Annotated in this window: 15 protein-coding genes and 1 tRNA gene; 8 read left to right on the top strand and 8 right to left on the bottom strand. The window is 68.3% G+C overall.

All coding sequences use genetic code 11. The annotated features are described in order from the left end of the window. Positions 1 to 6: 6 nt before the first annotated feature. Entirely contained in the window at positions 7 to 1,605 is a 1,599-nt protein-coding gene (gene secD, locus GGR47_RS15705; protein ID WP_147035012.1) for a protein translocase subunit SecD, read from the bottom strand. After that, on the bottom strand, positions 1,605 to 1,943 hold the full coding sequence (gene yajC / locus GGR47_RS15700; RefSeq protein ID WP_017978788.1) for a preprotein translocase subunit YajC: 339 nt from the start codon (positions 1,941 to 1,943) through the stop codon (positions 1,605 to 1,607). The genes secD and yajC overlap by 1 nt, the downstream gene beginning before the upstream one ends. 216 nt (positions 1,944 to 2,159) lie before the next feature. Between yajC and GGR47_RS15695 the strand changes: the two genes are divergently transcribed. Beyond that, positions 2,160 to 2,236, top strand: a tRNA-Pro gene (locus GGR47_RS15695). Between the two features lie 86 nt (positions 2,237 to 2,322). On the opposite strand, the gene GGR47_RS15690 is transcribed toward GGR47_RS15695, so the two are convergent. The 3 genes from GGR47_RS15690 to GGR47_RS15680 form a co-directional block, all read right to left on the bottom strand. Next, positions 2,323 to 3,522 (bottom strand): serine hydrolase domain-containing protein, encoded by a 1,200-nt coding sequence (locus GGR47_RS15690; RefSeq protein ID WP_221204840.1) that lies wholly within the window; start codon positions 3,520 to 3,522, stop codon positions 2,323 to 2,325. Continuing rightward, complete coding sequence (locus GGR47_RS15685) at positions 3,519 to 5,798, bottom strand: penicillin acylase family protein (protein WP_147035013.1); 2,280 nt, start codon at positions 5,796 to 5,798, stop codon at positions 3,519 to 3,521. The genes GGR47_RS15690 and GGR47_RS15685 overlap by 4 nt, the downstream gene beginning before the upstream one ends. A gap of 106 nt (positions 5,799 to 5,904) precedes the next feature. After that, entirely contained in the window at positions 5,905 to 8,835 is a 2,931-nt protein-coding gene (locus GGR47_RS15680; RefSeq protein WP_244304945.1) for a TonB-dependent receptor plug domain-containing protein, read from the bottom strand. A 302-nt stretch (positions 8,836 to 9,137) separates the two neighbouring features. Here GGR47_RS15680 and GGR47_RS15675 point away from each other — a divergent pair, with 302 nt between their 5' ends. From GGR47_RS15675 to dacB, 7 genes are all read left to right on the top strand, one after another. Next, the gene (locus tag GGR47_RS15675; protein WP_147035015.1) at positions 9,138 to 11,474 is read left to right on the top strand and encodes a penicillin acylase family protein; all 2,337 of its coding nucleotides are present in this window, start codon (positions 9,138 to 9,140) and stop codon (positions 11,472 to 11,474) included. Beyond that, positions 11,471 to 13,057 carry an N-acyl-D-amino-acid deacylase family protein gene (locus GGR47_RS15670; RefSeq protein WP_147035016.1) on the top strand — a complete coding sequence of 529 codons (1,587 nt, stop codon included), beginning with the start codon at positions 11,471 to 11,473 and terminating at the stop codon, positions 13,055 to 13,057. The genes GGR47_RS15675 and GGR47_RS15670 overlap by 4 nt, the downstream gene beginning before the upstream one ends. 71 nt (positions 13,058 to 13,128) lie before the next feature. Beyond that, entirely contained in the window at positions 13,129 to 14,175 is a 1,047-nt protein-coding gene (gene dgcN / locus GGR47_RS15665; RefSeq protein WP_147035017.1) for an N-acetyltransferase DgcN, read from the top strand. Next, complete coding sequence (gene dgcA, locus GGR47_RS15660; RefSeq protein ID WP_147035018.1) at positions 14,133 to 15,131, top strand: N-acetyl-D-Glu racemase DgcA; 999 nt, start codon at positions 14,133 to 14,135, stop codon at positions 15,129 to 15,131. Before dgcN ends, dgcA begins: the two co-directional genes overlap by 43 nt. Further along, positions 15,122 to 16,372 (top strand): dicarboxylate/amino acid:cation symporter, encoded by a 1,251-nt coding sequence (locus GGR47_RS15655; RefSeq protein WP_147035019.1) that lies wholly within the window; start codon positions 15,122 to 15,124, stop codon positions 16,370 to 16,372. The genes dgcA and GGR47_RS15655 overlap by 10 nt, the downstream gene beginning before the upstream one ends. A gap of 25 nt (positions 16,373 to 16,397) precedes the next feature. Further along, the gene (locus GGR47_RS15650) at positions 16,398 to 17,282 is read left to right on the top strand and encodes a LysR family transcriptional regulator (protein ID WP_147035032.1); all 885 of its coding nucleotides are present in this window, start codon (positions 16,398 to 16,400) and stop codon (positions 17,280 to 17,282) included. Then, complete coding sequence (dacB, locus tag GGR47_RS15645; protein ID WP_147035020.1) at positions 17,279 to 18,709, top strand: D-alanyl-D-alanine carboxypeptidase/D-alanyl-D-alanine endopeptidase; 1,431 nt, start codon at positions 17,279 to 17,281, stop codon at positions 18,707 to 18,709. Before GGR47_RS15650 ends, dacB begins: the two co-directional genes overlap by 4 nt. Before the next feature lie 10 nt (positions 18,710 to 18,719). Here dacB and GGR47_RS15640 read toward each other — a convergent pair whose 3' ends face one another. The 3 genes from GGR47_RS15640 to GGR47_RS15630 are packed head-to-tail and all read right to left on the bottom strand — an operon-like array spanning position 18,720 to position 20,818. Continuing rightward, positions 18,720 to 18,860, bottom strand: a complete 141-nt coding sequence (locus GGR47_RS15640) for a hypothetical protein (RefSeq protein WP_167509688.1) — start codon at positions 18,858 to 18,860, stop codon at positions 18,720 to 18,722. Further along, a complete protein-coding gene (locus tag GGR47_RS15635) occupies positions 18,857 to 19,741 on the bottom strand; it encodes a glucosamine kinase nucleotide-binding domain-containing protein (RefSeq protein ID WP_147035021.1) in 885 nt (294 codons plus the stop codon). The genes GGR47_RS15640 and GGR47_RS15635 overlap by 4 nt, the downstream gene beginning before the upstream one ends. A gap of 12 nt (positions 19,742 to 19,753) precedes the next feature. Beyond that, positions 19,754 to 20,818, bottom strand: a complete 1,065-nt coding sequence (locus tag GGR47_RS15630; protein ID WP_147035022.1) for a beta-N-acetylglucosaminidase domain-containing protein — start codon at positions 20,816 to 20,818, stop codon at positions 19,754 to 19,756. Between the last annotated feature and the right edge of the window lie 10 nt (positions 20,819 to 20,828).

Genomic DNA, 20,828 nt, shown 5'->3' with positions numbered 1-20,828 from the left:
TTCGCCTCAAATGTTGATCGTCTTGGGCTTCTCGCGCCGGATCCACAGCGCGACGAGCATGCGCGTGAAGGTGACGGCGGTGAAGACCGAAGTGACGATACCGATGAGCAGAACGACCGCGAAGCCGCGGACCGGACCAGACCCCAGCACGAACATGATCGCGCCCGAGATGAAGTGGGTCATGTTCGCTTCGAAGATGGTGCGGCTGGCTTCCTTGTAGCCCAGCTCTACCGCCTGCACGACGCTGCGGCCGCGTCGGCGTTCCTCGCGGATACGCTCGTTGATCAGCACGTTCGCGTCGACCGCGGTGCCGATGGTGAGCACGAAGCCCGCGATGCCCGGCAGCGTCAGCGTGCCGCTGATCAGCGCGAGGACGCCGAGGATGACGAACACGTTGATGACGACGGCGAGGTTCGCATAGGCGCCGAACCGGCCATAGGTCAGGAACATGAACGCCATGACGAGTGCGACCGCAACTGAGCAGGCGAGGATGCCGGCTCGGATCGAATCGGCGCCCAGTTCCGGCCCAACGGTCGATTCCTCGATCACCTTCAGGTTGATCGACAGCTTGCCCGAACGCAGCGCGATGGCGAGCTGGTTGGCGCTTTCGACGGTGAAGCCACCGTTGATGACCGCCGATCCGCCCAGGATCGGTTCGTTGATGTTGGCGACCGAGACGACCTGATTGTCGACCACCACCGCGAACGGCTTGCCGACGTTCGCCTGCGTCACGCGGGCGAAGCGGTTGCCGCCGACGCCGTTGAACGTGATCTGGACGTTGGGGGCGTTGGTCTGCTGGTCGAAGCCCTGGCGCGCGTCGGCGACCATGTCGCCGGTGATGACCGCGGTGCGCTTCACGACGCTGACCGGCACGCCGTCACGGCTGCCGGGGTAGGGCAGGATCTGGCTGCCGATCGGCGCAATGCCCTTGGCGACGTCGGCCGGGTTGGCGGTGGTGTCGACCAGCTTGAATTCGAGGCGCGCGGTCTTGCCGAGCAGGTCTTTCAGCTGCTGCGGGTTCTGCAGGCCCGGCACCTGCACCAGGATGCGGTTGTCGCCCTGGCGCACGATGGTCGGTTCACGCGTGCCGAGCGCGTCGATACGACGGCGCACGACGTCGGTCGCATCCTCCATCGCGGTCTTGATCGCCTGGTTGAGGCCCGCCTGCGTCGGGGTCAACACGAAGCGGCTGCCGTCGACGACCTGGATGTCCCATTCGCGCTGGCCGGTCATGCCGGCGCCGCCGCCGGTGATGCCGAGGAGGCGTTCGCGCGCCGCATCGACCTGCGCCGGGTTGCGCAGCATGAAGCTGATCTGGTTGTTGCGCGTCGAAATGTCGCCGATGTCGATCCGGGGTGTGCCGTTGCGCATCGTCCCCTGGATCTGGTCGCGCATCGCCTCGATCCGCGTGTTGGCGAGATCCTGCGTATCGGCTTCCAGCATCAGATAGCTGCCGCCGGCGAGGTCCAGGCCCTTGTTGACCCGCGGATGGAACGGCCAGTTCGCGGTCATCGATTCGGGCAGGAACGTCGGGATGGCCAGCGCGCACAGCAACGCGAGCACTGTCCAGATCGTCGCTACCTTCCAGCGCGGAAAGTCCAGCATCAGTCGTTCGCCGGCTTCGAATTGGGGCTCGTCACTTCGGCCAGCGTCGCCTTCACCACGCGGATGCGGGTGTTCGCGGCGATCTCGACCTCGACGAAGGCGTCCTCCACCTTGGTGACGCGGCCGACGATGCCGCCGGCGGTGACGACCTGATCGTTCTTCTTCACGCCGGCGATCGCGGCCTGCAGCGCCTTCATGCGGCTCTGCTGCGGGCGAATCATCAGGAAGTAGAAGACGACGAAGATGAGGAGCAGCGGTGCGAAGCTGATCAGCGAGGCAAGGCCGCCGGATTCAGCGGCGCCACCCGCGGTCTGGGCATAGGCTGGGGAGATGAACATCTGATCCGTGCATGGCTGATCGGCGGAGGAAATCCCCCGCACTGGAAGCGCCGCGCGCTAGCATCGCACGGCGGCTTGCGCAATGTTGCGCCGCTGCAACGGCACACGTGACCGCATTGTATCGGCCAAGCGACGATCAACGCTTGCATCGCCGGTCCGCGCCGCCTAAAGGCCCGCGCTCTGGGATCGGCAGCGAATGCCGCACGGTCCCTCGGTCGGGGCGTAGCGCAGCCTGGTAGCGCATCACACTGGGGGTGTGGGGGTCGCAGGTTCGAATCCTGTCGCCCCGACCATTTTATTTAGCAAGTCGAACACGCTGAACGCGGCGCCCTGGGGCGTCTCGCGCTACGGATCGTGCCGTAGGCACCACCGCTAACGGTCAGCGTGGACGCGACTGGCGGGCGGCTGACGACCGCGCCGCAGCATCGATGGCGGAGAGGATGGCGGTGTGGATCGCGATCCGGGCCTCGGCGATCCGCTTGTTGATGCGGGTGGGATTCACACGGTTGGTCAGCAGGATGACGAAGGCGTCGCGCGACCGGTCGATATAGATCGATGTGCCCGTAAAGCCGGTGTGGATCAATGCGTCGGGCGAGGCGAGGGGGCCGGCGAAGCTGCCGGCCGGATCGGGCATGTCCCATCCCAGCGCCCGGAAGCTCCCCGGCGGAAAAGCCGTCCGGGTGGTGAAGGCTGCAAGGCTGCCGGGCTTCAGGAATGGGCGACCGTCGTGACGGCCATGGTCGAGATAGAGCTGCGCGAGGCGCGAAAGGTCTCGCGCGGTTGAAAACAGCCCTGCGTGACCGGCGACCCCGCCCAGGACGAAGGCATTTTCGTCATGCACCTCGCCCCGGACCAGCCGATGACGGAATAGGTCGTCCTGCTCAGTGGGCGGTATCCGGTTGATCCGGCTGGCGGGGGGATTGAAGCCCGTGTCTGTCATGCCCAGCGGCGCGAACACCGTATCGTGCAGGAAGCGGTCGAGCGGCTGACCGGAGAGACGCTCGATGATCTCGCCCATCAGGATCATATTCTCGTCGCGATACTGATAATGCGTGCCCGGCGCCCAGGCCATCGGCATCCGGTCGATCAGTGCGAGCAACTCCTGCCGGTTGCGGCTGTGCTGCCACAACAGGTCGGTGGTGAAGAGACCCGAACTGTGGCTGAGCAGGTGGCGTACGGTGATCCGCTCATGACCCGGCGTGCCGGCAAAGGACGGCAGATACGAGACGACGGGGCGGTCGAGGTCGAGCAGGCCGCGGTCGTAGAGGATTTCCGCGGCGGTCGTGGTGCCAACGACCTTGGTGAGCGACGCGAGGTCGAAGATCGCATCGCGCGGCATCGGCGGCGCGTCCGGAGCGGAGGAGATGCGCCCGAAGGCCTTCAACGCGACCAGCCGTCCATGCACGCCGACCGCCACCACCGCGCCGGGGAAGGCCTTGCCGACGCAGGATTGCACCTCCGCGAAGGCGGCGTCGAAGTTCGGCGTGCGGTCTGCGGCGATGGCTGGGGTGGGGACCGGCGCCACCGTGACGGCACCGAGCGCGAACACGAGCGCTGCTGCTCTGATGAGGCCTCTCATGGTCGAAGCTCCGTGATCTGGCGTATGGTCGCATCGACGGCGTGCCGGCTAAAGGCGAGGCGGCGCGGTTCGCCCGCGACCCAGGCGGCATAGCTGTCAGAATAATGCGGCGAGCGCGGGTCGATCGATTGACCCGGCAGCGCGCAGACGAGCGATTCGTCCCAGTCGCCGACGTCACAGACGATCATGAAATTGGCCCCGTGGCTTACGGTGTAATCGCGCGCCGCGACATAGCCGCGCGCCATCACCGTGAAGGCATCGCCGCCCGATCGGCCGCCCTCGATCGCGGGGCTGACGGCGGCGACCTCGGGCAGCGCGGACAGCGGATGGCGCAGCACAACGCGGTGCGCGTTTCCCCAGCGCCAGCCATCGGGATCGGGCCCGAACGCGGCGATGGCCGCCTCCCATCCCGCGGCGAGCGCCGTCGCCAGGAGTCTATCCCGCGCGGTTTCGGGGTCGGGACCGACGCGGGCATCGGGGTGGGACAGCATCGCCAGCATCGGCCGGGGATCGACGGAGGTGACGAGGTCCCGCGCTGCGTCCGGCACGATCGCGGTGAGAAAGGCCTTGCCGAGCGCGATCCAGACCATCTCGAACAGGGCCGCCGCCGCGCTGTCGGCCCCCAACCGGCAGTCCCAGTCGCGGAGCAGTGCGGCGGCGCTGGCGGCAGTCCCGTCCAGGCGGTCGGGCAACAATGCTACGAGCGCACGTGCCGGAAGCGACAGCTCGTCGTGTTGCAGCGCGACGCTGTCGGCGAGGCTGTGCCGGTCCTGCTGTTCGAGCGCCTCAACGATCCGATCGTGGCGATAGGGCGCGTTCCAGATGAAGCTGCTGACCCGTTTGTCGGGGCCCCAATTGGCGGGCAGGTTGAACTGGTTGGCCGATGCGAACCAGCCGTCGGGCGGGTTCAGCATCGCCGGCATGTCCTCCGTCGCGACGATGCCCTGCCATTCGTACCGTCCGTCACCCGGGACCGGCATCAGCCCGTCGTGATGAGCCCTGCGGACCGGCACATGGCCCAGCATCCGCCAGCCGGTGTTCCCGTCGCGATCGGCATAGTGCAAATTCGTCGGCGCGACATGCAGACGGGCGGCCTGCGCCAGCGCGTCCCAGTCGCGGGCGAGGTTCAGCGCGATGATCGCGAAGGTCATGTTCGCGCCCGGTTGCAGCGACACCGAAGACATCGCAGTTGCGCGTCGGCGCGACGGGTCGTGCGACAGAACCGGACCGTACACGCAATGGCGGATCGTGACGGCCGCGTCGACCGCATCCTTGACCCGCATCGTCTCGGTCCGCGTCTCGAACTGCTTCCAGACGCCATCGTGGCGATAGGTCTCCGGGTCGTTCGGGTGCAGGTCCAGGACGTACAGGTCTTCCTGGTCGATGTGCGAGTTGGTGCGCCCGAACGCATAATGATCGGTGTGGCCCTGCATGATGCCGGGCATACCTGGGCTGCCGGCGCCGATCACGTCGAACCCCGGTGCGGTCAGGTGCGCGATATGGCGCGGCGAAAAGCCGCCGATGCCGAGATGGGGATCGTTGGCCAGGATCGGGCGACCGGTCGCGGAGCGGTCCGCGGCGATCGTCCACGCATTACTACCATGCGCATCGCGGTCGAGCCGATCGTGGACGGGATCGTAGCGCGCCTGCACCGCCGTGTCCCATGGCAACGGCCCATCGGTCAGCGCGAGAACGCCGAGGTCGGCGTCGGACACGGCCGCCACGTCGAGCCCGTCGGGCACCACGGGCCGCCAATCCCAGGCGAGAGGTGTCATCAGGCGGTCGAGGTCGAGCAGCCCGCGCGCCGCAAGCCGGGCGCGGCGCACCTCGTCATCGGGCCGGCCCATGTCGCCGCTGCGGATGCGGACCAGATCGGTGATATTCCAGCAGAGCGGTGTCAGCCCCAGCGCAGCATATTCGGGGGGGAGCAGTGCGGGATCCGCCTCCACTTCCGCAATTCGGGCGTTGATCCCGTCGACATAGGCGCACGCGCACGCCACGACGTCCGGCGGCAAGGCGTCGAGCTCTGCCGCGACATCGCCCCGGAACAGCAGCAGGCGGGCGGTGTGATCATAGGCCACGAACCGCGGCCCGAAGCTCTCCGCCAGCCGCCCGAGGTCGCGGCGCAGTTGCAGATCGATCTGGAACAGTCGATCGCGGGCGACGACATAGCCCTGGCCGAAATAGGCGTCGGGGATCGAGCCCGCCCGGATATGGGGCACGCCCCATATGTCGTCGGCGATCGTCACCGGACCACGTGTTGCCGCATTGCTCATTCCGGCGACGCTGGTCTCGCCCCCGCGGCCGCATCGCCGGGCGGTGCGATGGCGGCGCGGGGTGTCGGGCGGGCTGCGCGACGATGGGTCATCGTCGCCGCCCGGCTCAGCGCGTCTGGAAGCGGATGCCAACCCGGAAGGCGCGGCCGAGCAGATCCGAATAGGTGCTGTTCGCCGCCAGCCCGGTTTCAGGCAGCAGGATAGGATCGCGGTCGAACAGGTTGGTAACGTTGAGGAACAGCTCCGCACGGCCGCCGCTGTGCGTTTCGATCTTGGTCGTCAGGTTGAGGTCGAAATAGGTGACGCCCGAGATCGAATTGTTGTCGATCGTCGGGAATTGCGAGACGGTGGCGGCGGGGCGACCCGTCGGGCAATTGCCGTCGCAGACGATATACGCATTGCCATAGGTGCCGCTGCTCACCCCGCGCGCGGTGCCGGTCACCGAGAAGCTATCGGTCTCATAGCTGGCATTGAAGCGATAGATCCACTTGGGCGGGCTGATGCCGCTCAGCTGGCCGACGGTGTCGACCGGTATCACGTTCGGCACGCCGCTGTCGCTGATGTTGTGGATGTAGCGCGTCGCGAGGCCGTGTAGCGTGACCGTGCCCGGCGCACGCTGGATGATGTTGGCGAGCGGCAGGCGGTAGCTCGCGTCGAAATCGATGCCGCGGACCCACTGGCGGGCGAAGTTGAAGGGGCTGGCGCGGAAGAACAGCTCGCGATCGCCTGTGGGATCGGGGCCATAGGCGGCGCAGAATTCGGTCCGCCCCTCAAAGCAGCGGTTGATAATGTCCTGCGCGAAGAACTGGCCGATCGCGTCCTTCAGCTTGATGTCGAACCCGTCGACCGACGCCGAGAAGCCGGGCAGGAACGTCGGCTGGAACACCACGCCGACCGAAACGGAATCCGCCTTTTCCGGCCGCAGGTTCGGGTTTCCGGTCGTCGTCTCGCGGAAGGTGACCGTCGTGCGCCCCGTCGCCGGATCGGTCAGCGTGTTGGTGCGCGACGTGCCCGACGCGTACAATTCGCTGAGGTTGGGCGCGCGGATGTCGCGCGAGCGGGTGGCGCGGAAGCGGATGTCGGGGATCGGCTGCCACGTCGCACCGAGCTTCCACGTCGTCACATAGCCCGACGTCGAATAGTCGGTTCCGCGCACCGCGCCGTTGAACTCAAGGCCGAGGCCCAGCGGCACGACCGTTTCGAGATAGGCTTCCTTGACGTTATAGCTGCCGAAGGTGGGCAGGAAGTTGCCCACCGACCAGCCGGTCTGGAATTGCGTCGGCACCGAACCCGACACCGATTCGCGTCGATATTCGCCGCCCACCGCGACGCTGACGTCGCCGGCCCAGGTCGCGAAGGGCGTCAGCGACAGGTTGACGCCCGCCACCGTCTGCTTGAGCTTCTGGTCGCGATAGGGATCGCCCAGCACATAGGCGAAGGCGGCCGGGTTGGCGACGCCGATGCCCAGCCGGTTCAGCGGCACGCAGCCGTTGGTCGGCGCGGTCAGCGACGAGCGGCACACGACCGTGCCCGCAGCCACACCCAGCGCATTGCCGGCGGGCGCCGCGACCGCATCGGTGGCATTGGCCATGTTGGCCGTGTTCATGATGTCGCGCAGCTGCTCGTGCGCGTTCGTCTCGCCATATTGGCCGTAGATGTTCCAGAACGCCTTGTGTCCGAAGGCCTGGAACTCACCCTCCGCACCGATCGCATAGCGCTGCACGTCGCGGCTGCTGTTGTTCTTGCGATAGGGCAGGTCGACTGCGGTGCTGCCGACCGTTACCGACGTGACGGCCGCGCGCTCCGCTGCGGTGATGAGGCCGGCGGACACCGCATTGGCGAGCGCGCTCTGAAGATACGGGTTGGCCGACGACAGCGTGATCGACGTCGTCGATTGCGGCCCCGCGTTGAACAGCGTCTTCTGCCAATTGTACGAGGCTTCGGCGAAGAGCGTTACGCCGGTGGCGACTTCATAGCTCAGCCGACCGAAGGCGCCACGGCGATCGTCGTCCGCGTCGAGGCCGATGTTGCGGCCCTGATCGTTGACCTGCCAGTCACCGCCCTGCGTCAGCGAGGGCGCGGTAGCGCCACCGACCGCGGGGAAGGTAAGCGCACCATATTGGAACTGGCTCGCCGCGGCGCCCTGACCGAAATAGATGCCGCGCAGCCGGTTGGCGACGCCGCCGCTGGAATTGAGGATGATGCCGCCGGGCGTGGTATTGGCGACACCCACCGGCTGGCGGATCAGGAATTGCGCCTGCCCGTTTGTGTTGGTGTAATTGGGGTTGGTGATCCGCACGACGCCGCGCGCGTTCCACTCGCGATCGACGCGGAAGATGCCGTCGCGATGCGCCCATTCGCCACTGAGGAGCAAATGCCCGCGATCGTCGCTGCCGAAGGCAAGGCCCGCCGCGGCGCTGAACGAGTAATTGGCGCCGTCGCCGCGTTCGGTGACGCCGCTATCCGCCTGGATCTTGATGCCCTTGTACGTCTTGTCGAGCACGAAGTTGACCACGCCGGCGACCGCGTCGGAGCCATAGGCTGCCGACGCACCGCCGGTGACGATCTCGACACTCTTCACCAAAGCCTGCGGGAAGGTGTTGACGTCGACCAGTCCGGTGACGCTCGATCCCACCGTGCGGCGCCCGTCGAGCAGCACCAGCGTCCGGATTTCACCCAGGCCGCGCAGATTGAGCGCGTTGATGCCGGCCAGACCGGAGCTGATCGCGAGGCGTGAGTTCGAGGGGCGGGTGGACCCGACCAGCGCCGGCAGTTGGTTGACGAAGTCGGCGATGTTGTTGGTCGGCGACGTGTTGAGGATATCCTCCTGCGTCGCCACGGTCAGCGGCGTTGGCGACTTGAAGCCGTCGCGCACGATGCGCGTACCGGTGACCATGATGTCGTCCGGCGCGATGTCCCCGGGGTTGGTCTCTGGCGGGGGCGGGCTTGCGTCGGCCGGCGCCGCCGGCGTCGTCTGCGCGAAGGCGGGAGCGGCGAGCGCCATCGACAAGGCCGTCAATGCGGTCCCGGTCGCCATTACCCTGCGCCATGATCCGTCCGTCATCTGCAATCCCCCTTATTCACGATCGTTTTGAGCGTGATCACCCTGCGGCCGGTCATGGTCTTGTCGCTGATCCGGGCGGCGGCGATGGTGCAGGCGGGATGCAACCTAGGTCAAGGGTTGACCGACACCGATCGTTGGGTGGGCCATAGCCTGCGATTATGGTGGCATTGCGCGGTCCCGACGCCGGCCTATGCTCCGTCGCGAACCGCCCCGCCGACCGTTGCGCCGCCGATGATGCGCGGCCGTATCGTGGGTCGGCCGAACAAGGGGAAACCATGGTCTCTCGCCGCACCTTCCTGCTCGGCGCCACGGCGTTCGGCGCGCTCGCACCCTGGCGTGCGGCGGCACGGCTGTCCGCCGCTCCCGCCTATGCGACGGTACCGGGGCTGTCGCAGCCGATCACCATCGTCGACGATCTGTGGGGCGTTCCCCATATCCGCGCCGCGACCAAGCGCGATGCCTTTTTCGGACAGGGCTATGTGGTCGCGCGCGACCGCCTGTTTCAGATCGACTTCGCGCATCGCCGCGAGATGGGGCAGGTGGCCGAGGTGTTCGGCGGGGACTTCGCCGCCCATGACGCGGCGGCGCGGCTGTTCCACTATCGCGGCGATCTCGACGCCGAGCTGGCGCGCATTCCGAGCGAGGTGCTCGACTGCGTGCGCGGCTATATCGCCGGCATCAATGCGCGCATCGCGGAGGTGGAGCGCGACCGGTCGTTGCTGCCGCTCGAATACCGTATCCTCGGCGTCATGCCGCTGCGCTGGGACGTGCGCGACCTCGTGCTGGCGCGGGGCGGCGGCATCGGGAATGTCGACGACGAGATCCGCCGCGCGCAGCTGGCGGCGTTGGGGTTGCTCGACCTCGACCAGCTGGTGGCGCCGCTACGCCCGTCGATCCCGCTTGAGGTGCCCGACGGACTCGACCCCGCGCAGGTCAGCGAGGCCGATCTGGGCGTGCTGCGCCTCGGACCGCTGCCGTTCGGCCGCGAAACGCACACGCAGGACCCGGACGAGCTGCTGAACGCCGCCAACGCCGGCTCCAATGCCTGGACGATCGCGGGCAGCCGGACTGCGACCGGGCGCCCGATCCTGGCCAACGATCCGCACCTCGGCATCGGCGGGTTCGGCCCGCGCCATGTCGCGCATCTGACCGCGCCGGGGCTGGACGTGATCGGCGGCGGCGCGCCGGGCCTCGCGGGCATCATGCAGGGCCATACCGATCGCTTCGCCTTCGGTCGCACCAACTTCCATATCGATCAGGAGGATCTGTTCGTCCTGGAACTCGATCCGGCCGACCCCGAACGCTACCGCCACGACGGCGGGTGGAAGCGGTTTACGACGGTCGATGTCGCCATCCCGGTCAAGGACGCCGCGCCCCGCACCGTGCGGTTGCGCTATGCCGTGCAGGGGCCCGTCATCGCCCACGATCCGCCCCGCTCGCGCGCCACCGTGCTGGCTTCGGTCGAGATGCAGCCCGGCGGATCGGGCGCGTTCGCGATGGTGGCGATCAACCTCGCGCAGGATTGGGACGGTTTGCGCGAGGCGTTCAAGCTGCACCCGTCGCCGACCAATTTCCATTATGCCGACGTGCGCGGCCATCATGGCTGGCAGGCGATCGGCTTCTGGCCACAGCGCAAGCGCGGCCATGGCCTGCTGCCGGTGCCGGGCGACGGCCGCTACGACTGGACAGGGGTGCGTGATTTCCGTGCCTTGCCCGGCGTCATCGATCCACCCGCCGGATGGTTCGCCTCCGCCAACCAAGACAATCTGCCCGATGGCTGGCCCGCAGACCACAGCCCGGCCTTTTCGTTCCGTAGCCCCGCGCGCCACGACCGGATTGCCGAGGTGTTATCGACGCAGACGCGCCACAGCGTCGCCGACAGTGTCGCGCTCCAGCATGACACGCTATCGCTGCCTGCCCGGCGTTTCCAGTCGCTGCTGCCAAGCACGCCATCCGCCGGGGCTGCCGCCGCTGCGGTCATGCTGGCGCGCTGGGACGGCCGGATCGACGGCGCAAGCGGCGCGGCGGCGCTGTACGAGATCGTGCTCCGCGACCTTAACGCGAAGATGATCGCCGCACTGGTGCCTGAGCGCGCCCGCACCCTCATCCCTGCGATCGAGCCGCCCGAGCTGATCCGTGTCGCCGCCACGCGCCCCGACCTGATCGACGCTGCGCTCGCCGATGGCTGGTCGAAAGCGACGACGCTGCTCGGCAACAACCCCGCCGCGTGGCGGTGGGATACACTCCACCGCGTCCGGATCGCGCACCCGCTCACCCGTATCCCCGCCATTGCCGCAGCCTTTCCGCCGATCGAGGTCGGTGGGTCCGGTGGCGACGGCTTTACTGTGATGGCGCGCTGGCTGGGCAACGGGCCGGATTGGCAGGTCGGTGGCGGCGCGAGCTACCTGCAGGTCATCGATGTCGGCGACTGGGACCGATCGGTCATGCTCAATCTGCCCGGCCAGTCCAACGATCCGCGGTCCGTCCATCGCGACGATCAAGCGCCCCCGTGGATCGCGGGGCGGATGCTGCCCATGCCCTTCAGCCGGGCGGCGGTCGACGCGGTTGCGGCCGCCACCACCCACCTTCGACCCGAAAGGAGCCCGCGATGACGCGCCTCGCCCTGACCGCTCTCGTCTGGTGCATTGCCACCTCGGCGAGCAACCCGCGCGTCGATGTCGTGATCCACGGCGGCACCATCTATACGGGGGAGGAAAGTGCGCCCTTCGTCGGTGATGTCGAGCTGACCGGCGACCGCATCGTCTATGTCGGGCGACCGCGCGGCACCGCCGCGGGCGAGGTGATCGATGGGCGGGGGATGATCGTCGCGCCAGGCTTGATCGATGCGCACACCCATCCCGACAGCTACATCCGCTCGCCCGATCCCAAGGCGCGTCTCAACCTGCCGTGGCTGACGCAGGGTGTCTCCACGGTCGTGATCGGCGTCGACGGCTATGGCACGTACGAGGTCGCCAAGGATGCACACGCGCTGGAGGCGAGTGGGATCGGCACCAATATTGTGCCCTTCGTCGGCTTCGGCGCGATCCGCACGCATGTGCTGGGGCAGGACGCCCGCGCACCCACTCCGGCCGAACTGGCGGAGGAACGGCGCCTCGCCGCCAAAGGAATGTGCGAAGGGGCCTATGGTCTGTCCACCGGCCTGTTCTATGCACCTCAAAGCTTCGCCAAGACCGACGAGGTGGCGGCCGTCGCCAGCGAATCGGGCAAGCGCGGCGGGATGTACGACACGCACCAGCGCGACGAATCCAACTACTCGATCGGCCTGCTCGCCTCGACGCGCGAGGCGATCGCGATCGGGAAGAGCGCCGGCACGCCGGTGCATTTCGCGCATCTGAAGGCGCTGGGCGTGCCCGTTCAGGGGCAGGCGCCCGCGCTAAACGCCTCGATCGAGGCAGCGCGGCGCGCGGGGCAGGTCGTGACGGCCGACCAATATCCGTGGCTCGCCTCGGGATCGAGCGTCGATGCCGCGCTGGTGCCGGGCTGGGCGATGGACGGTGGTTATAAGCGGCTGCTCGCGCGCTTCGACGATCCGGCGACGATGGCGCGGCTGACGTCGGCGATGGCGGACAATCTGCGCCGCCGGGGCGGGGCGGGGGCGCTGCTGCTCACCGCACAGGGCCAGCCGTGGACCGGCAAGACGCTCGCCGAGATGGCGACGACGTGGCAACTCTCCGCGATCGACGCGGCGATCCGAATCCTCCGCACGCCGAATGCGGCAGGTGACGGCCCGGCGGGGTCCGACGTCGCCAGCTTCAACATGATCGACCGCGACGTCGACCTGATCATGAAGCAGCCCTGGGTCGTGACATCGTCGGACGGATCGGACGGGCACCCGCGCCAATATGCGACCTTCCCCCGGCTGTATCGAACCTATGTCGTCGACCGGAAGGTCATCACGCTGCGGCAGTTCATCCGCCGCTCTACCGGCGCGACCGCGGACATGTACCGTATCCCGCAGCGCGGGTATCTTCAGCCGGGCTATTATGCGGATGTCGTGGTGCTCGACCCCAAAAGCTATGCACCGCGCGCCGACTATTTGCATCCCCGCGAAACGAGCGTCGGCGTCGTCGCGTTGTTCGTCAACGGCCGGCGCGCGCTGACCGATGGCACGGCGACCGGGGCCGCTGCCGGACGGGCGCTGCTCCGCCCCCGTCCCGCGGGCTGCGACCAATAGCCGAACGTTATAGGCAGCGCCGCGAGCGCGATTGGCACCATCGGCGATCCCCCCTCTATCATGCTGGCATCATGACCATTCCCGCTCCCTATCTGCTCTATCTCGGCCATTCGGATGACGAGATCGGCCTCAAAACCTCCCGCGGGCTCGCCGCCTTTCGCGGGGCGGATTGCGTCGGCGAATGGCGGCACAGCGATTGCCCCTTCACGCTAGGTCTCCCGCAGATGAATGCGGACACCGCCCGTGCCGCGGGCGCGCGGACGCTGGTGCTCGGCATCGCCAATCCCGGCGGACGCTTTCCCGGCTGGATGATCGGCGACGCGCTCGCCGCGATCCGGGCCGGGCTGAACGTCGCTTGCGGCCTGCACGAGCGGCTGCGCGACGTGCCGGAACTGGTCGAGGCGGCGAAGGCGGCGGGGGTCGAATTGTTCGACGTGCGCGACGCGCCCGCGGGCCTTCCCGTCGGCAATGGTCGTCGGCGTGCGGGCAACCGATTGCTCACCGTGGGCACGGATTGTTCGGTCGGGAAGATGTACGCGACGCTCGGCCTGCGCGACGCCCTGCGGGCGCGCGGCGTCACAGCCGATTTCCGTGCTACCGGCCAGACCGGCATCCTGATCGCGGGCGAGGGCGTACCGCTCGACGCCGTCGTCGCCGATTTCATCGCGGGCGCCATCGAAACGCTCGCCCCGGCACGCGAGGACGATGGCTGGGACCTGATCGAAGGGCAGGGATCGCTGTTCCACCCGGCCTTCGCCGGCGTGTCGACCGGGCTGTTGCACGGCGCGCAGCCGGCCGCGCTGGTGCTGTGCCACGATCCGCTGCGCCCGCACATGCGCGGCCTGCCGCATTGCCCGATGCCGGGTCTTGCCGAATGCCTGGACGCGAACCTGCGCGTCGCCCGGCTGACCAGCCCGAACGTCCGCGGCGTCGGCGTGGCGCTCAACACGGCGAAGCTCGACGAGCTGACCGCCCGCCGGATGTGCCGCGAGGCCGAAGATGCACTGGGCCTGCCCTGCACCGACCCCTATCGCTTCGGGTCGGAGGCGATCATCGACCTGCTGCTGGAGACATCATGCGCCGCACCCTCACCGTTCGCCATGACCGCTTCCCACTGAGGACGCCGTTCCGCATCGCCCGCGGCGTGAAGACGGCGGCCGATGTGGTGACGGTCACGATCACGGACGGCGACGTGCGCGGATGGGGAGAAGGCGTCCCGTATCCCCGCTATGGCGAAACGATCGATGGCGCGATCGCCGCGATCAACGCCGTCCGCGCGCTGATCGAAGCCGGCGGATCACGGCAGGATCTTGCCCAGGCGATGCCGCCGGGTGCCGCGCGCAATGCGGTCGACTGCGCTCTATGGGACCTGGAGGCGCGGATCGGCCGTACCGACGTCGCCGCGCTGGCGAGCGTGCCGCGCGCCTCGGCGCTGCCATCCGCGATCACGATCGGCATCGATACGCCCGAGGCAATGGCCACCATCGCGACGACGGTGGCGCACGTGCCGCTGCTAAAGATCAAGGTGAACCGCGAGGAGGCCGCAGCCCAGATCGCGGCCGTCCGCGCCGCTGCGCCCGCGCCCCGGCTGATCGTCGACCCCAATGAAAGCTGGCGGGTGGAGGACATCGCCGCCTATCTGCCCCTGCTGCGCGCGCAGCGGGTCGATCTGCTCGAACAGCCTGTTCCGGCGGATGACGACGAGGGGCTGGCGGCCCTGGCCGGCGCGATCCCGATCTGTGCGGACGAAGCATTGCACACCCGCGACGATCTCGATCGGCTGGCCGGCCGCTACAGCCATGTGAACGTCAAGCTCGACAAGACGGGCGGCTTGACCGAAGCCCTGGCGCTGGCCGGTGAGGCGCGGGAACGGGGGTTCGGGGTGATGGTGGGCTGTATGGTGTGTTCGTCGCTGGGGATCGCACCGGCGATGCTGGTTGCGAATGGCGCGGACTTCGTCGATCTCGACGGTCCGCTGTGGCTGGCGCAGGATCGCGACGGCGGCGCGCGCGATCACGACGGCATCCTGTCCGCACCGGCGCCTGGCTTTTGGGGCTCACCCGCTTGCGCCTGATCCGGGGCTGGTTCGCCATTCCGCTGTGGCAGCGGGTGGTCGGCGGGTTGATCCTGGGCGTCGCGCTCGGGCTGCTGTGGCCCGAGGCGGCGGGTGCGATCCAGCTGATCGGCGATCTGTTCGTGCGGCTGATCAAGATGCTGGTGGTGCCGGTGGTGCTGGTCACCATCGCGGCGGGGATCGCCACGCTGGGTGATCCGCGACGGCTGGGGTCGATCGGCCTGCGCACCGTGGGCCTGTTCGCGGCCACCACGCTGGTTTCGGTATCGATCGGCATGGCCGCAGGGCTGATCCTGCGCCCCGGTGCGGCCATGTCGCTGGGCGGCGTCGTGCCGCATGTGCTGGGCGCCGCGGTGACGCCGGCCGATCAGCTGCTGTCGATCGTGCCGCTCAACATCGTCGAGGCGCTGGTCCGTGGCGACATGCTTGCGATCATCTTCGTCGCGGTGCTGCTGGGCACGGGGACCATCCTGGCGGGTGAGGCGGGCAAGCCGGTCGCGGCACTGCTACAGGGCTTGTCGGCTGTGCTGTTGCAGATCGTCCGGTTGGTGATGGAGGCGACCCCGTTCGGCGTCTTGGCGCTGATCGCCCAGGCGGTCGCGGTCAATGGCGCGGGCGTGTTCGTCCATGTCGGCTGGCTGGCGCTGGCCGTGGTGCTCGCCTCGCTCGTCCAGATGCTGGTGGTACACGCCGGGCTGATCCGCTTCGTCGCGCGCCTGCCGGTGACGCGGTTCTTCAAGGGGATCGTCGACGCGCTAATCGTCGCCTTCTCGACGGCATCGTCATCGGCGACGCTGCCCGTCGCGCTACGGGTCGCGCAGGACAATCTGGGCGTTTCGCGTGCAGTCGCCTCCACCGTCCTGCCGCTCGGCGCGTCGATCGGCAAGGACGGGACGGCCATGTATGTCGGGCTGCTCGGCCAGTTCGCGTTGCAGGCGCTGGGCATCGTTCCCGACGCGACGATGCTCGTCACCATGCTGCTGACCGGCGCCCTGGCCGCGTTCGGCACTGCACCCGTACCGTCCGCCTCGCTGTTCATGCTGGCGGCGATGCTGTCGGCAGTGGGCGTCAGCACGGAGCAGACCGCGCTGGTCATCGGGCTGGTGCTGCCCTTCGACCGCCTGCTCGACATGACGCGCACCGTCCCCTCCGCCTCCGCCAATCTGACGGTGGCGACGCTGGTCGCGCGTGGCGAAGGGGCGTTGGATGCCGCGCGGTTCGGCGGGCCGGTGGCCGAATAGCCTCGGCTTCGCTACGCTGCTGTCCATGAACCTGCGCCACATCGAGATCTTCCACGCCGTCTACGTCAACGGCTCCGTCTCGGCCGCGGCGCGCGCGCTCAACGTGTCGCAGCCGTCGGTCTCGAAGACGCTGCGGCATGCCGAAAGCCTGTTGGGGTTCGAGCTATTTCAGCGCTCCAACGGCCGGCTGCTGCCGACCGAAGACGCGCACGCCCTGTTCGCCGATGTCGCCGACATTCAGGAACGCGTCCGCGCGCTGCGCGAAGCGGGCCGCAACCTGCGCGTCGGTGCGGGTACGACGCTGCGCATTTCCGCGCTGCCCAGCCTGGCGCTCAGCGTCCTACCCGATGCGGTCGCGCGATTTCTGACCCGCCACCCCGACGTCAGTTTCGATTTGCAGACCGTCCACCACGACGACTTGTTGCGCAAATTGTACGAGCGCGAAAGCGACATTGCCATCGCGAGCGAGCCGCCGCGCGGGGTCGCTTTGTCACGTAGCTGGCTGGGCGAAGGGGAACTCGTGGTGCTGTATCGCGAACAGACCATACCCGATGCGCCAGCCCGGATCGAATTGTCGCAACTGGTCGATCAGCCGATCATTTCGATGAAGGGTAGCGGCCCGATCGGCAAGCTGTTCGGCGATGAGATCGACCGCCTGGGTCTTGCGCTGAACGAGGTCGCCGTCGCGCGGACCTTCTATATCGCCGCCGCTCTGGTGCAGGCGGGGGTGGGCGTGGCGATCGTCGATAATTTCACCGCAGCGGCATCGATCAGCCAGGGCCTGTCGATGCGTCCGCTGCGCCCGTCGGTGACGTTCGATGTCCATGCGATCCACCTGCTCGACCGCCCGCCATCGGCGCTGGCCGCCGAGTTCCTGACCCTGTTGAGCGAGGAAATCGAACGTCGATGATCGGTACGGCCCTGCTCCTACCCCTGATGCTGGCGGGACAGGCGGCCCCGGCATCCCCTCCGCCGGCGCCAACCACGCCCCCGCCTGCGGTGGCGGAGGCACTGGCGAAGGCGCCGCCCGGCACGCGCATCGGTTTGCTCGTGGTCGATGCCGATGGGCGGGAGATCGTCGCGATCCGGCCCGACGAGCGGTTCATCCCCGCGTCGAACACCAAGCTGTTCACCACCGCCGCCGCCTTCGCGACGCTCGACGTGGCGGCGCCGGATATGCGCGGCGGCGCGACGGTACGGCTGGAGGGCACGGAACGGCCAACGGTGATCCTGGCGGGGCATGGGGATGCGCGGCTGTCCTCCGCGCCCGATTGCCGGGTCGATTGCCTGTCGACGCTGGCGACGGCGGTCGCGCAGCGTACCCGGATCGTCGGCGATGTCGTTGGCGACGATACCGCCTTTCCGGACGAACGCTGGCCGCAGGGCATGAGCTGGAACAACATGGACAGCGTCTACGGCACCGGCGTGTCGGCATTGACGCTGGACGACAATGCCGTGCCGCTTACGGTCGTGCCGACGACGCCAGGATCGCCGCTGACGGCGACGGGCGACGGCTATTTCCAGATCGACAATAGTGCGACGACCGGTCCCGCTGGCAGCGCGCGCACGCTGACGGTCGAGCGTATGCCCGGCAGCGATTGCTTGCACGTGTCGGGCAGCGTTCCCGCCGGCCATGCGCCGATCGTCATCCCCCTCGGGATCGATGATCCTGCGCATCACGCCGCGTGGCGTTTCGCGCAATTGTTGCGCGCGGCCGGCGTGACGGTGACGGGGCGGATTATCGTGCGGCATCGCTTACCCGCTCCCGTGGCAATGCCGGGAGATGTCGGCACGCCCACTTTGCCGGTGCTGGCTGGGCTGACCCCGCCGCCCTTGGCCGAGGATATCCTGCGCACCAACAAGACGAGCCAGAACCTCCACGGGGAACTGCTGCTGCGCCGGCTGACTCGCAGCGGGTCGGTCGCGGATGGTCATGCCGTGGTCACCGCGACGCTGGCCCGCGCGGGCGTGGCGACGCCGGCGTTCGACTTCGCGGACGGGGCGGGCATGTCGAACTATAATCGCGTCACCCCGCGCGCGACGGTGGCATTGCTAAGCTGGGCGATGACTCAGCCGTGGGGCGCGGCGTGGCGGGCGACGCTGCCGGTCGCGGCGACCGATGGTACGCTGACGCGTCGCTTCGTCGGCACGCCGCTCGCGGGACGGCTGTCTGCCAAGACCGGGACGCTCAACGCAGCCAATGCCTTGTCCGGCTATCTCACGGCAGCGAGCGGGCGGACGCTGATCTTCTCGGCCTATGCCAACGACATGGCGGGGGACGCGAGCGCGACCGCGGCGATCGATGCAGCCTTGGTAGCGATTGCCGCTGCAAACTGAGCGACGGGGCTTAGGCCAGCAATGCGGCCAGCGCGCTCGATGCGAGGATAGGGGGCGCCGACGGCAACGGGATAGCGCGAACCACCGGCGCTGCGACTGGCGCCAGTCCGGCGCTCGCGACGGCGGCGAGGACCCTGCGGCGGTCGATCATGCCATCCCCTCCCTAGCGCAGCCGGGCAGCCCCGCCAGATACAGCGCGCCGTCCAGCGCATCCCCCAACGGCTCGCTCAGCCGTGCGACGGTCCGCGCCCGCAGCCACGGGCGCATTGCCTGCGACAGGCCACCCAGCAGCGCGCAGCGGGTCGCGCCGCGTTCGAAGATCGTCTCGATGAAACGCTCGATATGGCCTGCGGCATCCTCGACGATCGACCGCGCGATCACGTCGTCCGCCTCCGCATGCGCCATCACCAGCGGTGCGAAGCTGCCGTAATCGCGCGGGGTCGCTTGATCCATCCACGCGATCGCGCGGGCGGTGTCGTGGCCGAAGCGTTCGGTCACGGCCGCGCTCAACGGTGTCGCGCGCGTGCGGCCGTCTAGCGCCCGCATCGCATGGCGCATCGCACTGAGACCCAGCGCGGCACCGCTACCCTCGTCCGATATCGGAAAGCCATAGCCGCCGATGCGGAAGGTTTCGCCGTTCACGCGCACCAGCGCGATACTGCCCGTGCCGATGATCAGGGTCGCTCCATCGGCACCGCCGTGCGCCCCCAGGTTCGCAACTTCCGCATCACTTTCGAAGACTGTGGTGGCGAAGGGAAAGGCGAACCCCTCCAGCGCCGCGCGCACGCCGGAGCGGGAAATGCCGGCCACGCCCATCGCCGCGCTGATCTGCGCCACGTCGGCCGCGTCGAGCCCCGCCTGCCGCACCACCCGATCGGTCACGTCGCGCAGCGTCGCATGCAGTGCGATTAGCCCCAACCCGGCATTGGCGGGCCCGGCCTGCGCCTCGGCCAGCACCCGACCGCTCGCATCGACCAGACGGCTGCGGCAATGACTGCCGCCGGCGTCCACGCCCAGGAAAAAACGCGTCATTCCGGTCCCCCGCTATTGCGTCTGTACCTCTTCCAGCGTCGTGCGGAAGCGGCCGTCCAGCCAGTCGGTGATCTCGCGGGCCGCCGGATGGTCGATGGCACTGTAGCGCGCGCGCAATTCCGCATGGCGCGGCCCCAGATTGTCGAGCCCCGTATCCTGCAGCGGCAGGATGTCCCGGCGCAGCGTCGCGGCGAAATCGGGTCCCAGCACCGTTGTCGCCGCCGTCAAAAACGCTTGGCCATAGGCATAACCGTCCCCCTCGCGATAGTTCGCCGCCAGCGTCAGCGCCGGGATACAGGACAGCAGAGGTTGCGAAGCAGGATTGATCGCATGGCCGCTGACGTGGTTCCGGATCGCCGCGGGTCGCCCGGTAAAGGCGCGCAGGTGAAGGTATTGCGACATCCGCACACCGTCGTTGACCGGATAATTGTCCCACAGGCACACTTTGCGCCCCAGTTCGTCCTGCACCCGCTTCAGATGCGCGACGCCGATCTCGCGCGAAATCACCTCTTCGCCCGTCCAATAGACCTGGACCCGCCGGTCGAGAAACCGGCCGAGATCGGCCAGATACGCCGGCGGACGGCGGCCCCAGGCCCGTTCGAGGATGGGATCGTCCGAATAGAAACTGGGGCAGAAGAACACGCGGCTGGCGCGGGTGGCGTTGGCGCAAAAATTAACCAGGTCCGCTTGGCTGCGCGCCAGATCGGGCAGTTCGGCGGGCAGATCGTCGAACAGGATGGCGAGGTCATCGAGACCGAGTGTGTCGAGATGGGCGAGCTTCCGCCGCAGCGCCGCGCGCGATGCGTCATCGAAGGGATGCGTGCTGCCGACCGGGGTCAGCGCCACGCCGATGCGAACGCCCCGCGCCCGGCACTCGGTGGCGAAAGCGGCCAGCGCGGCGAACTGTTCGGGCGGGTGGGGTTCCTGCCAGCGTCGGCGGAGGAAGGGGTCGGCCTTGGGCCCGTAGTGATAGAAGCGATAGCCGGCCGGGGCGAGCGTTCGCAAGACGGTGGTGCGATCGGCCCAGCTCCACGGCTTGCCGAACAGCCCTTCGATCACGCCGAGGTTCACTGTCATAGCCGTACCT

This window comes from Sphingomonas aquatilis (genome assembly GCF_014196115.1).
GTDB lineage: Bacteria > Pseudomonadota > Alphaproteobacteria > Sphingomonadales > Sphingomonadaceae > Sphingomonas > Sphingomonas aquatilis.
The sequence above is the reverse complement of the archived record's forward strand: the minus strand, read 5'-3'. Positions and strand labels throughout refer to the sequence as shown.

Coding starts and splice junctions, on each gene's coding strand:
- dgcA (WP_147035018.1), top strand. CDS start 14,133: ATGCGCCGCACCCTCACCGTTCGCCATGACCGCTTCCCACTGAGGACG.
- dgcN (WP_147035017.1), top strand. CDS start 13,129: ATGACCATTCCCGCTCCCTATCTGCTCTATCTCGGCCATTCGGATGAC.
- secD (WP_147035012.1), bottom strand. CDS start 1,605: ATGCTGGACTTTCCGCGCTGGAAGGTAGCGACGATCTGGACAGTGCTC.
- GGR47_RS15635 (WP_147035021.1), bottom strand. CDS start 19,741: ATGACGCGTTTTTTCCTGGGCGTGGACGCCGGCGGCAGTCATTGCCGC.
- GGR47_RS15680 (WP_244304945.1), bottom strand. CDS start 8,835: ATGGCGACCGGGACCGCATTGACGGCCTTGTCGATGGCGCTCGCCGCT.
- GGR47_RS15640 (WP_167509688.1), bottom strand. CDS start 18,860: ATGATCGACCGCCGCAGGGTCCTCGCCGCCGTCGCGAGCGCCGGACTG.
- GGR47_RS15690 (WP_221204840.1), bottom strand. CDS start 3,522: ATGAGAGGCCTCATCAGAGCAGCAGCGCTCGTGTTCGCGCTCGGTGCC.
- GGR47_RS15670 (WP_147035016.1), top strand. CDS start 11,471: ATGACGCGCCTCGCCCTGACCGCTCTCGTCTGGTGCATTGCCACCTCG.
- GGR47_RS15675 (WP_147035015.1), top strand. CDS start 9,138: ATGGTCTCTCGCCGCACCTTCCTGCTCGGCGCCACGGCGTTCGGCGCG.
- yajC (WP_017978788.1), bottom strand. CDS start 1,943: ATGTTCATCTCCCCAGCCTATGCCCAGACCGCGGGTGGCGCCGCTGAA.
- GGR47_RS15685 (WP_147035013.1), bottom strand. CDS start 5,798: ATGAGCAATGCGGCAACACGTGGTCCGGTGACGATCGCCGACGACATA.
- GGR47_RS15650 (WP_147035032.1), top strand. CDS start 16,398: ATGAACCTGCGCCACATCGAGATCTTCCACGCCGTCTACGTCAACGGC.
- GGR47_RS15630 (WP_147035022.1), bottom strand. CDS start 20,818: ATGACAGTGAACCTCGGCGTGATCGAAGGGCTGTTCGGCAAGCCGTGG.
- dacB (WP_147035020.1), top strand. CDS start 17,279: ATGATCGGTACGGCCCTGCTCCTACCCCTGATGCTGGCGGGACAGGCG.